Here is a 15,199-nt window from a genome sequence, read left to right on the forward strand (position 1 = left end):
TTTCAGAATAAAATTAATTTTTAAATTAAAACTTTATTTTATCTATGTTAAAAAAATCTTAATATGGACAATAAAAATATAAAAAATAATCACTAGTTAACTTTCTATTAGTAAAAAAAAGATAAAATAGAAACTACTAAAAATTTAAGGAATATAATGAATATGACTAAAAGTAAAAAAATTGTTACAAGTTTAATAGCAACATTAGCGCTTTCGACGTTGTCTTTGAATGCTGCTGATTATGGTTCAGTAAATGGTGAAAAAATCACAAGTGATGACATAAATTCAGTTATTAGAAATGCAAAAGTTGATTTTGATAAGTTACCAAAAAAGACTAAAAATAAAGTTTTAGAGCAAATTGTAGAAAAAAAACTTTTAACAGAAAAAGCTTTAAAAAGTGGTGTTAAATCTGATTCAAAATATAAAGAAGCTTTAGCAAAAGTTGAAAAAGAATTGGCTTTAGAGATTTGGATGCAAAATGAATCGAAAAAAATAAAAATCTCTGATAATGAAGCAAAAGATTTTTATAACAAAAATAAAGATAAATTTAAAGTTCCTGCAACTTTAGAAGCTAGACATATTTTAACAAAAACTGAAAATGATGCAAAAAGTATTATTAAAGCTTTAGATAAAGCATCAAACAAAAAAGATGAGTTTGTAAAACTTGCTAAAGAAAAATCAGTTGGTCCAAGTGGTCCAAAGGGTGGATACCTTGGTAAATTCCCTGAGAATCAAATGGTTCCTGAATTCTCAAAAGCTGCAAAAGCTTTAAAAGTAAATACTTATACAAAATCACCAGTTAAAACTCAATACGGTTATCATGTAATTTATCTTGAAGGTAAAGAGGCACCTAAAACTTTAACTTTTGATAAAGTAAAAGATAAGATTAAACAAATGGTATTTCAAGAGAAATTTCAAAATATAATCAAATCTGAAGTTGATAAATTAAAAAGTAAAGCAAAAATTGTAATTAAATAAATTAGGAGTATTTATATGTCTATATTAGATATAGTAAAACCAGGTGTTTTAAGTGGTAGTGAAGCAAAAAAAGTTTTTGATTATGCAAAAGAGAATAATTTTGCAATACCAGCAGTTAATGTTGTTGGTTCTGATTCTGTTAATGCTGTTTTAGAAGTAGCTGCAAAAGTTAAATCACCAATTATAATTCAATTTTCAAATGGTGGAGCTCAGTTTTTTGCAGGTAAAGGATTAAAAACTGATGATGCAGCAGTTTTAGGTGGAATTAGCGGTGCGCAACATGTACATACTATGGCTGAAGCTTATGGTGTACCAGTTATTTTACATACTGATCATGCTGCAAGAAAATTACTTCCATGGATTGATGGACTAATTGATGCTGGAAAAAAACACTTTGAAAAAACTGGGAAACCTTTATTTACTTCTCATATGTTAGATTTATCAGAAGAGTCTTTAGAAGAAAATGTTGCAACTTGTGTTGAATATTTTAAAACTATGAATGAAATCGATATGTTAATTGAGATTGAACTTGGTATTACAGGTGGAGAAGAAGATGGTGTTGACAATACAGATGTTGATAACTCTTTATTATATACTCAACCTGAAGAAGTTTGTTATGCTTTTGAAAAATTAAATGAAGTTGGTCCTAATTTTACTATTGCAGCTTCATTTGGAAATGTGCATGGTGTATATAAACCAGGTAATGTTGTACTAAGTCCTGTGATTTTAAATAATTCTCAAAAATATATTGAAGAAAAACATAAAACTATTGATAAACCAGTTAGCTTTGTTTTCCATGGTGGTTCAGGGTCTGCACTAGAAGAGATTAGAGAAGCTTTAACTTATGGTGTAGTTAAAATGAATATTGATACAGATACTCAATGGGCATTTTGGGATGGTGTTAGAGGTTTTGTATCTAAAAATTATGATTACCTACAAAGTCAAATTGGAAACCCAGAGGGTGAAGATAAACCTAATAAATCTTATTATGATCCAAGAAAATGGTTAAGAGCTGGTCAAGAGTCTATGATAGCAAGACTTGAGATAGCTTATTCTGATCTTTGTTCTTTAAATAAAAACTAGGCTTTTGCTTAGTTTTTATTTCTTTTCACTAGTTACTAAAGCTAGATTATTTAGATTATATTTTTGAAGTAAATCTAAAACTTTTGTAATTCTCTCATATTTAGTATCTTTATCTATTTTTACTATTATTGCACTTTTTTTATTTTTTACTAATTTTAAATTTTCTTCTAATGAAATAAAATTAACTTCTAATCCTTTTATCGCAATTTTATTTTCATTTAGTTCAATATAAACTTGTTCATCTTTTATCTCTATAGCTTTTGCATCTGCTTCCGGTAGATTTAGCATTAAAGCCAGCTCATCTTTTTTAAATACTGAAGTTACAATAAAAAATATTAGTAAAATAAATACAACATCAATAATGGGAGTTAAATCTAACCCTATATAGTCTCTTCGTTTCATTAGTTTAAAAACTCTTTTTTTGCTTTTAATTCTATTGAGTCAATTACAGAGATAAAATAGTTGTATGCAATTAGATGTGGAATGGCAACAATTAATCCTGCAATTGTAGTAATAAGTGCTATAGAGATACCTCCTGAAAATATTGTAGGGTCTCCTAAACCTTTTTGTGTAATTTCTTCAAAAGCTTTATATACACCATAAACTGTCCCCAAAAGACCCAGTAAAGGCGCTACAGAAGCAATATTTTTTATATATGTTAAACCAGATTCTAGTTTTTTTACTTCATATTCTATTTGAATCTCTAAAGTTTTTAAATGTGTTAAATCTATTTTATTTTTTATTTTTTTTAGCATAGAATTTTTTCTAGGTATTGTAAAAAATTTCCAAAGAATAATTGTAAATCCAATAAAATTTAAAAATATTAAGATATAAACAATCACTCCACCTTTTTCGATATAATCTAATAAATCCATGTATAACTCTCTTTATTCTTTATGTTTCGTGTAATTTTAGTATAATAATCTTAATGAATTATATAAACTCACCAATAGAAAAAATTAAATTTAATAAAAAAGAGCTTTTTGTAAAAAGAGATGATTTACTAGATAAGCAATTTTCAGGTAATAAAGCTAGAAAATTTTACTATTTTTTAGAAAGCGATATTAAAAATATAGAAAAAATAATTAGCTACGGTTCAGCTCAAGCAAACTCTTTATACTCTTTATCTGTATTAGCAAAATTAAAAGAAGTAAAATTAGATTTTTATGTAAATCATATAAGTTCTTTTTTAAAAGAGAATCCAGATGGTAATTATAAATTTGCTCTAGAAAATGGTGCAAATATTATAGAAAAAAATTGTGATGATATAGATCAATATATAAATAATATACTTGATGAAAAAATGCTTTTTATTGAAGAGGGTGGAAGAGTAAAAGAAGCAGAATATGGAATACAAATCTTAGCAAAAGAGATAAATGATTGGGCATTAGAAAATAGTATAAAAAATCTAAAAATAGTTCTTCCTAGTGGTACAGGAACAACTGCACTTTTTTTACAAAAAAACCTCTCTTTTGAAGTTTTAACTGTAGCATGCGTTGGGGGTAGTGATTATTTGAAAAAACAATTTTTTCATTTAGAGCAAGATGAAAAATTTCACCCTACAATTATAGAGATGCAAAAAAAATATCACTTCGGAAAACTATATAAAGAGTTTTATGAGATGTGGATAAAAGTAAAAAATGATTCTAACATAGAGTTTGACTTATTGTATGATCCTTTAGGTTTTTTAGCTTTACAGAAAGTATATGATACTAATTTTGTATACTTATATATACATCAAGGTGGAATTTTAGGAAATGAAACAATGTTAAAACGTTATAAAAGAAAGTTTGAGTAATTTAATAATTTTTTAGATAATATAAAAAAAATGATAGGATTTTTTTTGAATATACTCAGATACTTTTTATTAATTATTACATTTATTGTTGTAACACATGCTTCTCAAACAAGAGAGTTAAAAGAGGTATCTGTTCAATTAAATTGGAAATATCAATTTGAATTTGCAGGATTTATTGCTGCAAAAGAGAAAGGCTTTTATAAAGAACAAGGCTTAGCTGTTGATATTAAAGAATTTGTACCTGGTGTTAATATTGTAGAAGATTTAAAAAGTGAAAAAACAACTTTTTCAGTTTATGACTTTTCAGTATTAAATCTAGAAGAACAAAAAGACTCTTTAAAACTTGTTGCAAACTATTTTAAACGTTCTGCTTTAGTATTTGTAACTAAGCAAAACATAGTAACTCCATTTGATTTAAAAAATAAAACAATTATGATAGAGGAAGAGCAATTAGATTTATCTACACTAAATGCACTATTCAAAAAGTTTAATATTTCAAAAAAAGATTTTAAATTTAAACAACACACTTTTAATCCTAAAAATTTTATAGATGGTGAAGTTGATGCAATGAGTGCATATTTATCAAATGAAATATATGAAATTAAAAAATCAAAAGTTCCTTTTAATATTATTGATCCCCAAACTTATGGCATTTATGGTTCAGGAGTAAATTTATTTACAACAAAAAAATTGACAGAAGAAAACCCTCAACTCGTAAAAAAATTTATTGAAGCTACAAACAAAGGGTGGATATATTCATTAGCAAATAAAAAAGAGATTGTCGATATTATTTATGATAAATATTCAAAAACAAAAACAAAAGATGCTTTATTATTTGAAGCTAATCAAATAGAAAAGCTTATAATGCCTAAAATCTATGATATAGGAAAAATAGATAAACAGTTATTTCAAAAAAATATAAATGAATTTATAAATGATGGTTTAATAAAAAATAAATTTAATGTTGAAGATATAATTTTTGATATAAATGAAAAGAAAAAAACGCAGTTAAATTTTACAAAAGAGCAAAAAGATTATATTTTAAAAAAAGATAAAATTACAATGTGTATCGATCCTGATTGGATGCCATATGAAAAACTTGTAGATGGCAAACATATCGGTATGACTTCTGAATATATACCTATTTTATCTAAGAAAATAGGTATACCTATTGAGTTAGTTCCTACTAAAAACTGGAGTGAATCTATAGAGTTCGCAAAAACAAGAAAGTGTGATATTTTTTCATTAGCTTCAGTTTCACCATCTAGATTATCTTATATGAATTTCACTAGCCCATATGTTTCTTTTCCTTTAGTTATTGCCACAAGAAATGATGAAGTATTTATATCTGATCCTGATAGTCTTATTAATGAAAAAAAGATTGGGGTTGTTAAAAATTATTCTATAGAAGAGATTCTAAAAAGAATCCATCCTGATAATAAAATTGTTTCTGTGAAGAATGTAAATGATGGAATGGAGAAAGTAGCAAGAGGTGAACTTTTTGGGTTTGTAGATGCCTTACCAACTATAGCATATACTTTACAACACAATTATATTGGCGAACTTAAAATTAGTGGAAAATTTAATTATAATTTTGAGTTAGGTATTGGTGTAAGAAATGATGATATTATTTTATTTGAATTGTTCCAAAAAGCTGTTCAAGCTATAGATGAAAAAGAGAAACAAAGAATTATCAATAGTTATATCTCTGTAAATGTAGAATCAGGTTTTGATTATACACTTTTTTATCAAGTTGGTATTATTCTTTTTATTATAAGTTTATTTCTTTTTTATAGACATTTTCAAGTTTCAAAACATAATAGAGTACTGAAGAAACAACAAAATCAATTAAATAAATCAAATGAAGAGTTAACAAAAACTAAAAAGAAATTAGAAGCTTCTATAAAAGATTTTGAAATACTTATAAACTCAGTAACAGAAGCAATTTTTATTTTTGAAAATGATGTATGTATAGATGCAAATGATATCGCACACAAAATGTATGGATATAATTCAAAAGATGAAATTATAGGAAAAAATATAAAAGATTTTGTCCCTAAAGAGACATATAAAAAAATAAAAGAAAGAAAACGTGAAGATGATTCAAATATTTATGAATCAAAAGGTATAAAAAAAGATGGAACAATAATCGATGTTTTATCAAAAGGTACAAATGCCATGATCAATTCAAAAAAAGTAAGAATATCTGCTATTGTAGATATTTCAGAAACTAAACAAAAAGAGCAATTATTATTTCAACAATCAAAAATGGCTTCTATGGGACAAATGCTAGAAAATATTGCTCACCAATGGAGACAACCATTAAGCTTAATAAGTTCAATATCAACTGCTATTGAGTTAAAAAAAGATTTAGATATTTCAACTATTGAAGATGAGAGAAAAGAACTTAAAAAAATCAATTCAACTGCACAACACCTTTCTGAAACTATTGAGGATTTTAGAAACTTCTTTAAATCTGATAAGAAAAAAGTTGAATTTTCTATTTTAAAATCGATTGATAAATCATTAGAGTTGGTTGAAGGTATACTTAAAAACAATTCAATTACTGTAGTATTTGAAAACGTTGATGATGCAATGATAAAAAGTTATGAAAATGAATTTACTCAGGCATTAGTAAATATATTTTACAATGCAAAAGATGCCTTTGAAAAACAAGAAAAAGAAAGATATATTTTTATTGATTTACAAAAAGAAAAAGATATATTTATATTAAAAATAAAAGACAATGCTAAAGGGATAGAAGAATCAATAATTAAAAATATTTTTGAACCATACTTTACTACAAAACATCAGTCACAAGGCACTGGAATAGGTCTTTATATGACTCAAATGATTGTTGAAAAACATATGAGAGGAAAAATAGAAGTAGAGAATATAAGTTATACATATAAAAACAAAAAATACTCCGGAGCACAATTTACTTTTAAACTACCTGTTTAAACCATATTTGACATGTCATTTACCTTTTACTTAAATTTAGATATAATCTTACGATTTTATAAACTAGGAAATTCTAATTGGATAAAAAGAATAATATAATTTTAATAGGTTTTATGGGTGTTGGAAAAGGTACAATAGCTAGAGCTTTAGTTAAAGCAACAGATTATTTTGCAATAGATACTGATGATTTAATTGAAAGTGTTGAAAATAAAAAAATTAAAAAGATTTTTAAAGAAGAGGGTGAACCTTATTTTAGAAGTTTAGAAAAAAAATGTGCTTTATGGCTTGAAAAAAATGTAGATAATACTATTATTTCTACAGGTGGAGGTTTCTTTAGACAAGAAAATATCCACAGTATAGGAAAAGTGATATATTTAGAATCAAGTTTTGAGGGCATATTAAATAGAATACACTCTTCACCAAATGCAAAAGTAAAATTAAAAAAAAGACCTCTTTTATCAAATTTAGAAGAAGCAAAAACTATATATGAACAAAGAATTGAAGATTATGAAAAAGTAGCTGATATTACAGTAGATGTAGAAAATAGAGATATAGATGATATTATAAAAGATATATTAGGAAATATACAATGAAGATAATTAATACAAAAGATGCAAGTTTTAGTAAAGAGTTTGAAAATATCTTAAGTAGAGCAAAAACTGATATCAAAGGTGTATCAGCGATTGTTACAGGAATAATTGATGAGATTGTTCAAGATGGTAATGAAGCTTTAAAAGCACATATTGAGAAGTTTGATAAGTGGGAAGTAAAAAGTGATGATGAACTTATGATATCTCAAGAAGATATGAAAAAAGCATATGATAATATTGACGAAAATCTAAAAAAAGCATTACATACTGCTTATGATAGAATTAAAACTTACCATGAAAAACAACTTCCAAAATCATGGGTAGATTTTGAAAAAAATGGAACAATTTTAGGACAAAAAGTAACTCCTGTTGATAGGGCTGGACTTTATATTCCTGGTGGAAAAGCTGCATATCCAAGTTCTCTTTTAATGAATGCTATTCCAGCAATTGTTGCAGGTGTTGAAGAGATTGTTGTTTGTACTCCAACTCCGAATAATGAAGTAAATGAGTTACTTCTTGCGGCATGTCACATTTGTAAAATAAATAAAGCTTATAAAGTTGGTGGAGCTAGTGCTATTGCAGCAATGGCTTATGGTACACAAACAATTCCTAAAGTTGATGTTATAACTGGTCCAGGAAATATCTTTGTTGCAACAGCAAAAAAACTAGTATTTGGTGAAGTAAATATTGATATGATTGCAGGACCTTCTGAAATAGGTATCTTAAGTGATAGTAGTGCTAAACCAAAATATTTGGCAATTGATCTTTTATCACAAGCAGAACACGATGAGATGGCAAGTTCAATTATGATTACTATTGATGAAGATGTTGCAAATAAAACATCAGATGAGGTTGAGAACTATTTAAAAAGTTTAAGTAGAGAAGCAATCGCTAGAAAATCTATTGAAGAAAGAGGTGCTATTATTATTGCACAAGATATGGATGAAGCCTTAGAATTAATGAACGAAATTGCTCCTGAACACTTAGAAGTAATGACAGTTAATCCATTTGAACTATTACCAAAAATAAAACATGCAGGAGCTATTTTCTTAGGTGAAAATACCCCTGAACCAATTGGAGATTATATAGCTGGACCAAATCATACATTACCAACTGGAAGTACAGCTAAGTTTTATAGCCCTTTAAATGTTGAAAACTTTTTAAAGAAAAGCTCAATTATAAACTTCTCTAAAAATGCAATTGATGAATTAGGAGAAGCTTGCGCACTTTTAGCTGATACTGAAGGTTTAACTGCCCATGCTGAATCTGTAAGAGTTAGATTAAAAGAGGATAAATAAGATGGCAAATAATTGGTTAATCGAAGATGAGGATGATTTATTTGTAGGTTCTGCCAAGTCAAAATATTTTGATATTGCAAATCAAGCTAATAAAGAGATTGTTGAAGATGAGTTTGATAAATTATTAGAAAAACTAGCAGTTATGGAGATATTATTATCAAAAGACAAAGATGAAGAGTTTGATGTAAATGAAATTATAAAACAATATGTTCTTCAAAATTTAGATGAAGTTGAACAGATGAAAAAAGGTTTATATGTTGAACTTGCTGGTGATATAGTTTGTAGATTAGATTCGTAAGGTTAAAAGTGGAAGAGTTACAAAAAGTAAAAGATAAAATAAAAGATTTTGTTAAAGAGTGTAATGACAAAAAAAGTTTAGAGTTGCTTGATTTATTAGCAACAGGTAAGATGTTAAGAAGTAAATTAATACTTAAAATTGCAGGTATTAATGAAGAATCAATAAAACTTTGTGCAATAGTAGAGATGATTCATGCAGCATCTTTATTGCATGATGATGTTATTGATGAAGCTGATACAAGAAGAGGAAAACCTTCTATAAATGCACTTTTTGATAATAAAACTTCTATTATGTTTGGAGATATTTTATATTCAAAAGCCTTTACTGAATTATCTCAAATGAACAGGGAAGTTGCTTATACTGTATCAAGTGCTGTTACACTTTTAAGTATAGGTGAGATGTTAGATGTTGATTTGACAAATGAGTTTAATACTTCTTATGACAAATATATAGATATGATTTATAAAAAAACTGCCTCATTAATAGAAGCATCAGCAAAATCAGCTGCAATATTAGCAAACAAAGATAAAGAAAAATTTGCATTATATGGTAAAAATCTTGGTTTAGCTTTCCAAATGATTGATGATATTTTAGATATTACACAAGATAGCCAAACCTTGGGAAAACCTGCAATGTTAGATTTTGTAGAGGGTAAAGTTACTATTCCATATCTTTTATTACACCAAAGAATTGAAGATAAAAATAGATTAGAGAGTCTTTATAAAAAAAGTTTAAGCCAAGAAGATACATTATGGATTAAACAACAAATGAATGATACAAAAGCACTTGAAGATTCAATTAATGAAGCAAAAAAACTAGGATTAGAAGCTATTGAAGCAGTTAAAAGTGAAGATAATGAATCTTTAATACAAATTATGAGTGCAATGATAAATAGAGAATTTTAAATTATTTAAGATAGGTAAAGAGAGTTGAGATTATGAGTTATTTAAGTATTAGTTTTTCTCACAAAAATACAGATATTCAAACCAGAGAGAAACTTGCATTTCCAAATGAAGAAAATAAAGATAGATTTTTAAAACAATTAATAGATGATGAAAATATAAGAGAAGCTATACTTTTATCAACCTGTAATAGAGTTGAGATTATAACAGCAGTTAATAATACAAGTAAAGCTTCAAAATCAATAATAAAAAAATTAAGTAATTATTCAAAAATAGATTTTGAAGATTTATATGATAGAGCAGATATTTATGAAAATGATGGAGCTATTCACCATCTTTTTTCAGTAGCTTCTGCTCTTGATTCTTTAGTTATAGGTGAAACACAAATTGTTGGACAGTTAAAAGATGCATTTAGATTTTCTTTGGCAAAAAATTACTGTGAGCAAAAATTACCTAGAGCTTTGCATTACTCTTTTAAATGTGCAGCTGCAGTTAGAAATGCGACAAGTTTAGGAACAGGTTCTGTTTCTGTTGCAAGTACAGCTGTAGCAAAAGCAAAAGAGATTATAAAAAATACTGCTGGAGTAAAAGCATTAGTAATTGGTGCGGGTGAGATGAGTGAACTTACTATAAAACACCTTTTAAGTGCAGGCTTTGATGTTATCCTAACAAGTAGGGATATTAAAAAAGCACAAATTTTAGCAGATACTTTTGAAGAACATATAAAAGTTGAAGAATATTCTAAATTAGAAGAGTTATTAAACGAAACACCAGTTATGATTACTGCAACATCTGCACCTTATCCAATTATAACTCAAAATATGACACATGAATGTAGTTTTGAAAGATATTGGTTTGATATTGCAGTTCCAAGGGATATTGATGATATTGAATCTTCTAATTTAATGATATACTCAGTTGACGATTTACAAGATATAGTAAATAGCAATATGAGTTTAAGAGCAGAACAGGCTAAAACAGCTTATTCAATTGTAAATAAAATGTCATTAGAGTTTTTTGAATGGTTGAAATCTTTAGAGATTGAACCAGTTGTAAAACATATGTATACTAAAGCGGATGAGATTATAGAAAAAAAACTTAATAATGCTATGAAAAAAGGTTTTATAAACAGAGATGATGAAGAGAATATTAGAAAACTTTGTCAAACTGTAATAAATGAATATCTACATCTTCCCCAAAAGCAGATTAAAACTCTATCAAAAGATAATCAATGTGATATTGTAGTAGGAACAGTACAATCAATATTTGGACTAAGTTCAGATGCAAATATGTTAAATATTCATAATTGCGATAAATTTAAAATAAATTAATAGGATATAATAAATGAAATTTTCTCAAATGTTTATACCAACAACTAAAGAGACACCAAACGATGCAACACTACCATCTCATCAATTTTTATTAAGAGGTGGATTTATAAATCAAACTGGCGCAGGAATTTATAATTTTATGCCTTTAGGAAAAATAGTTTTAGACAAAATTAGAGCTGTAGTTAAAGAAGAGATGGATAATGCAGGTGCAAATGAAGTTTTAATGAGTTTTGTTACACCTCTTGAACTTTGGGAACAATCAGGTCGTTCAGTTGCTATGGGACCTGAGTTACTAAAATTTAAAGATAGAAAAAATGCAGGTTTTGTTTTATCTCCAACAAATGAAGAAACTGTAGTTGATATTGTTAAAAATAGAATAACTTCTTATAAAGATTTACCAATAAATTTATATCATATTAATACAAAATTTAGAGATGAAGCAAGACCTAGATTTGGGCTTATGAGAGGTAGAGAATTTCTAATGAAAGATGCATATTCTTTCCATGATTCACATGAAGATTTAGTTAGAGAATTTAATGTGATGGAAGAAGCATATAAAAAAGTTTATGAAAGATTAGGATTAGAGTTTAGAGTTGTTGAAGCAGATAGTGGAGCTATTGGTGGAAGTGGTTCTAAAGAGTTTATGATTCTTGCAAATTCAGGTGAAGATACAATTGTTGTATGTGATTCTTGTGCTTATGGTGCAAATATTGAAGCAGCAAAAAGAAAACCAAATAAAAAAGAAAAATTAGAAACTAAAGCTTTAGAAAAAGTTGAAACACCAAATTGTAAAACAATTGCTGAGGTTAGTGAATTCTTAAACGCTGATTCTTTCTATTCAATGAAAGCGGTTATGAAAAAAGCAATTTATGAAGAATCATCAGAAGTTGTTTTATTTTTTGTAAGAGGGACAGATGAACTAGAAGAAACAAAAGCATGTAATGCAGCTGATGCACTTGATTTAGAAGATGCAAGTGAAGAAGAGGTTATAGCTGCTGGTTTAGTTCCAGGATTCTGTGGAATTGTTGATTTACCTAAAGATATAAAAGTTTATGTTGATATAGAATTAAAAGAAGACAATAACTTAGTTTGTGGAGCAAATGAAGAAAACTATCACTTTACAGGTGTAGATTTGACATCTATGGAACTTCAATATGCAGACTTAGTTGCTGTTCAAGAGGGTGATTCATGTCCTTGTTGTGATGGAAAATTATCATATACAAAAGGGATTGAAGCGGGGCATATCTTCCAATTGGGTACAAAATATTCAGAAGCAATGGATGCTAAATTTTTAGATGCAAATGGAAAAGCGCAACCTTTTGTTATGGGATGTTATGGGATAGGTGTGAGTAGATTAGTTGCGGCAGTTATTGAACAACACCATGATGAAAAAGGGTGTATCTGGACAAAACAAACAGCACCTTTTATGGTTGATGTTATTGTGTCAAATGGTAAAAAAGAGAATGAGCTTGAAGCTGGTATGAATATTTATAATTCATTAAAGCAAGCAGGAATAGAAACTATAATTGATGATAGAAAACAACAAAGATTTGGTTTTAAAATGGGTGATTTTGAGCTTATTGGATTCCCTTATGCAGTTGTTGTTGGTAAAAAACTTCAAGATGGTTTAGTTGAAGTTGTTGATAGAAAAACTTTAGAAAAAACAGAAGTAAAAGTTGAAGAAGTAGTTGAATATTTAATAAACAAAATTAAATAATTCAATAGCTTATTTGTAATTTTAGTATGATATAATTTTAAAAAAATTTAGGAGAAAAGATGGACAGTGTACAAACAGTTTCTGATATGATTGGTCTTTATGCATTAAATATTGCAATTGCTATTGTTATATTTATAATAGGTAAGTGGGTAGCAAAAAAAGTTGCTGATTTTGCTAAAAAAATGATGTTAAGAAATGAAAAAGTAGATAAAACATTAGCTAATTTTTTAGATGATATTATTTACTATATTTTAATGGTTATTGTAATCTTAACAGCTTTAAAACAATTAGGTGTAGATACTACTTCATTTTTTGCAATTTTAGGTGCAGCTGGTTTAGCTATTGGTTTAGCCCTAAAAGATTCTTTAGGAAACTTTGCATCAGGTGTAATGATTATTATGTTTAGACCTTTTAAAGTTGGAGATTTTGTAAATGCTGGTGGTGTATCAGGTACAGTTGAAGAGGTATCAATTTTTAATACTATTATAATTACACCAGATAATCAAAAGATTATTGTACCAAATGGAGCTATAACAGGTGGTTCTATTACAAATGTAAATGCAAAACCTGAAAGAAGAGTTGATTTGGTTGTAGGTATCTCTTATGATGATGATATTAAAAAAGCTAAAGATTTATTAAAGGGAATTGTAGAAGCTGATGAAAGAGTACTTCAAGATAAAGGTATTACAGTTGCAGTTTCTGAATTAGCAGATTCATCTGTAAATTTTGTTGTTAGAGCTTGGGTTAAAACTCCAGATTATTGGGGTGTAAAATTTGATTTAACAGAAAATGTAAAAACTACTTTTGATAAAGAGGGAATCACTATTCCTTATCCACAACAGGATGTTCATCACTACAACAACGATTAATATCCCTAAAATTTTAGAGGATATTCTAACCGACTTAAAAAGTATTGGCATTTTGCCAATACTTGTAGGTGGTTGTGTTAGAGACCACTTATTAAATATACCATCAAAAGATTTTGATATTGAGCTTTATAATACCACTTCTTTAACTAGTGTAGAGAACTGTCTTAAAAAATATGGAAATGTAAAAGAGGTTGGAAAATCTTTTGGAGTATTACTTCTATCAACACCTCAATATAGTTTTGATTTTGCATTAGCTAGAAAAGAGAACAAAATTGAAGATGGACATAAAGGTTTTGAAGTAATTACTTCCTCTTCATTAACTTATGAAGAAGCTGCTTTAAGAAGAGATTTTACTATTAATTCTATTGGATATAATTTTTTTGAAAAAGAATTTTTAGATCCATATAGGGGAATAGCTGATCTGAAAAATAAGATTATTAAACACATAAAAGATGAAACTTTTGTTGAAGATGCCTTAAGAGTTTACAGAGCTATACAATTTGCTTCTAGATTTGATTTTGAGATTGATCCAAATACAAAAAAACTTTGTAAAAATATGGCTAAAACAGAAGAATTTAAAACTTTGCCAAAAGAGAGAGTTTTTGAAGAGTTAAAAAAACTTTTTTTAAAATCTTCAAAACCTTCAAAAGGGATGAGTATTTTAAAAGAGTTTGGGATACTTAAATATTTTCCTGAATTAGAGGTTTTAGTAGGGTGTATACAAGACGAAGAATATCATCCTGAAGGGGATGTTTGGGTACATACCTTAATGACTCTTGATGAAATGGTTAAACTTAAAACAGGTGATGAATATAGAGATTTATATCTGTTTTATGCCTTGCTTTGTCATGATTTGGGAAAACCATTTTGTACAAAAGAGATAGATGGAAAAATCACATCTCATAAACATGAAGCTTTAGGAGTTGAACCTACACAAACTTTTTTAAATAGAATAACAAATGAAAAAAGATTTATAGAAAAAGTTATCCCTTTGGTTAAAAATCACTTGGCACCATTTCAATTATATAAAGCAGAATCCTCAACAAAAGCAGTAAAAAGATTATCTTTAAGATGCAATATTGAAGATTTATGTATAGTTTGTTTGGCTGATTGCAAGGGACGAACAATCCCTGATAAGAAAAAATGTGATGATGCTATATCTTGGGTTTTAGAAAAAGCAAGAGAGATGAATATCTCAGAAGAAGGATTAAAGCCTCTTATTCAAGGAAGAGATTTAATAAATTTAGGTTTAAAGCCTTCAAAAGAGTTTAAAGATATTTTAGATTTTGCTTTAAATCTTCAAATTGATTATAATTTAGATAAAGAAAATATTTTAGAAAAGATAAAAGAAGAATATGTAAAATAAAGTAGAAA

General features: G+C 27.4%; 14 protein-coding genes. 12 read left to right on the forward strand and 2 right to left on the reverse strand.

Translation table 11 applies throughout. The annotated features are described in order from the left end of the window. Positions 1–156 precede the first annotated feature (156 nt). On the forward strand, positions 157–978 hold the full coding sequence (locus ACKU4C_RS02065; RefSeq protein ID WP_321314200.1) for a peptidyl-prolyl cis-trans isomerase: 822 nt from the start codon (positions 157–159) through the stop codon (positions 976–978). 15 nt (positions 979–993) lie between these two features. Next, entirely contained in the window at positions 994–2,061 is a 1,068-nt protein-coding gene (fbaA, locus tag ACKU4C_RS02070; RefSeq protein ID WP_321314201.1) for a class II fructose-bisphosphate aldolase, read from the forward strand. 15 nt (positions 2,062–2,076) lie between these two features. Here fbaA and ACKU4C_RS02075 read toward each other — a convergent pair whose 3' ends face one another. Together ACKU4C_RS02075 and ACKU4C_RS02080 are read right to left on the reverse strand one after the other, a co-directional pair. Continuing rightward, positions 2,077–2,463, reverse strand: coding sequence for a biopolymer transporter ExbD (locus ACKU4C_RS02075; protein ID WP_321314202.1), 387 nt, complete (start codon positions 2,461–2,463; stop codon positions 2,077–2,079). Continuing rightward, on the reverse strand, positions 2,463–2,936 hold the full coding sequence (locus ACKU4C_RS02080; RefSeq protein WP_321314203.1) for a MotA/TolQ/ExbB proton channel family protein: 474 nt from the start codon (positions 2,934–2,936) through the stop codon (positions 2,463–2,465). The genes ACKU4C_RS02075 and ACKU4C_RS02080 overlap by 1 nt, the downstream gene beginning before the upstream one ends. A 53-nt stretch (positions 2,937–2,989) precedes the next feature. Here ACKU4C_RS02080 and ACKU4C_RS02085 point away from each other — a divergent pair, with 53 nt between their 5' ends. The 10 genes from ACKU4C_RS02085 to ACKU4C_RS02130 all read left to right on the forward strand — a co-directional run bounded on the left by ACKU4C_RS02085 (position 2,990) and on the right by ACKU4C_RS02130 (position 15,191). Beyond that, positions 2,990–3,859: a 1-aminocyclopropane-1-carboxylate deaminase/D-cysteine desulfhydrase gene (locus ACKU4C_RS02085; RefSeq protein WP_321314204.1), complete on the forward strand. Its 870-nt coding sequence runs from the start codon at positions 2,990–2,992 to the stop codon at positions 3,857–3,859. Positions 3,860–3,904: 45 nt separating this feature from the next. Next, a complete protein-coding gene (locus ACKU4C_RS02090) occupies positions 3,905–6,820 on the forward strand; it encodes an ABC transporter substrate-binding protein (protein ID WP_321314205.1) in 2,916 nt (971 codons plus the stop codon). 113 nt (positions 6,821–6,933) lie between these two features. Continuing rightward, on the forward strand, positions 6,934–7,413 hold the full coding sequence (locus ACKU4C_RS02095; RefSeq protein WP_321315907.1) for a shikimate kinase: 480 nt from the start codon (positions 6,934–6,936) through the stop codon (positions 7,411–7,413). Then, positions 7,410–8,708, forward strand: coding sequence for a histidinol dehydrogenase (gene hisD, locus ACKU4C_RS02100; RefSeq protein ID WP_321314206.1), 1,299 nt, complete (start codon positions 7,410–7,412; stop codon positions 8,706–8,708). Before ACKU4C_RS02095 ends, hisD begins: the two co-directional genes overlap by 4 nt. Position 8,709: 1 nt before the next feature. Beyond that, entirely contained in the window at positions 8,710–9,006 is a 297-nt protein-coding gene (locus tag ACKU4C_RS02105) for a DUF2018 family protein (protein ID WP_321314207.1), read from the forward strand. A gap of 8 nt (positions 9,007–9,014) precedes the next feature. Next, positions 9,015–9,911 carry a polyprenyl synthetase family protein gene (locus tag ACKU4C_RS02110; protein WP_321314208.1) on the forward strand — a complete coding sequence of 299 codons (897 nt, stop codon included), beginning with the start codon at positions 9,015–9,017 and terminating at the stop codon, positions 9,909–9,911. Between the two features lie 32 nt (positions 9,912–9,943). Next, a complete protein-coding gene (hemA, locus tag ACKU4C_RS02115) occupies positions 9,944–11,239 on the forward strand; it encodes a glutamyl-tRNA reductase (protein ID WP_321314209.1) in 1,296 nt (431 codons plus the stop codon). Positions 11,240–11,252: 13 nt separating this feature from the next. Beyond that, entirely contained in the window at positions 11,253–12,956 is a 1,704-nt protein-coding gene (locus ACKU4C_RS02120; protein ID WP_321314210.1) for a proline--tRNA ligase, read from the forward strand. A 59-nt stretch (positions 12,957–13,015) separates the two neighbouring features. Further along, complete coding sequence (locus ACKU4C_RS02125) at positions 13,016–13,825, forward strand: mechanosensitive ion channel domain-containing protein (protein ID WP_321314211.1); 810 nt, start codon at positions 13,016–13,018, stop codon at positions 13,823–13,825. Positions 13,826–13,877: 52 nt separating this feature from the next. Next, complete coding sequence (locus ACKU4C_RS02130; protein WP_321314212.1) at positions 13,878–15,191, forward strand: HD domain-containing protein; 1,314 nt, start codon at positions 13,878–13,880, stop codon at positions 15,189–15,191. Positions 15,192–15,199: the final 8 nt, after the last annotated feature.

Origin of the sequence: Halarcobacter sp., from assembly GCF_963676935.1 — a bacterium.
Lineage (GTDB): Bacteria > Campylobacterota > Campylobacteria > Campylobacterales > Arcobacteraceae > Halarcobacter.

Excerpts from the sequence above, each read along its gene's own strand:
- ACKU4C_RS02065 (WP_321314200.1), top strand. The coding sequence starts at position 157 with ATGAATATGACTAAAAGTAAAAAAATTGTTACAAGTTTAATAGCAACA.
- fbaA (WP_321314201.1), top strand. The coding sequence starts at position 994 with ATGTCTATATTAGATATAGTAAAACCAGGTGTTTTAAGTGGTAGTGAA.
- ACKU4C_RS02075 (WP_321314202.1), bottom strand. The coding sequence starts at position 2,463 with ATGAAACGAAGAGACTATATAGGGTTAGATTTAACTCCCATTATTGAT.
- ACKU4C_RS02080 (WP_321314203.1), bottom strand. The coding sequence starts at position 2,936 with ATGGATTTATTAGATTATATCGAAAAAGGTGGAGTGATTGTTTATATC.
- ACKU4C_RS02085 (WP_321314204.1), top strand. The coding sequence starts at position 2,990 with ATGAATTATATAAACTCACCAATAGAAAAAATTAAATTTAATAAAAAA.
- ACKU4C_RS02095 (WP_321315907.1), top strand. The coding sequence starts at position 6,934 with ATGGGTGTTGGAAAAGGTACAATAGCTAGAGCTTTAGTTAAAGCAACA.
- hisD (WP_321314206.1), top strand. The coding sequence starts at position 7,410 with ATGAAGATAATTAATACAAAAGATGCAAGTTTTAGTAAAGAGTTTGAA.
- ACKU4C_RS02105 (WP_321314207.1), top strand. The coding sequence starts at position 8,710 with ATGGCAAATAATTGGTTAATCGAAGATGAGGATGATTTATTTGTAGGT.
- hemA (WP_321314209.1), top strand. The coding sequence starts at position 9,944 with ATGAGTTATTTAAGTATTAGTTTTTCTCACAAAAATACAGATATTCAA.
- ACKU4C_RS02120 (WP_321314210.1), top strand. The coding sequence starts at position 11,253 with ATGAAATTTTCTCAAATGTTTATACCAACAACTAAAGAGACACCAAAC.
- ACKU4C_RS02125 (WP_321314211.1), top strand. The coding sequence starts at position 13,016 with ATGGACAGTGTACAAACAGTTTCTGATATGATTGGTCTTTATGCATTA.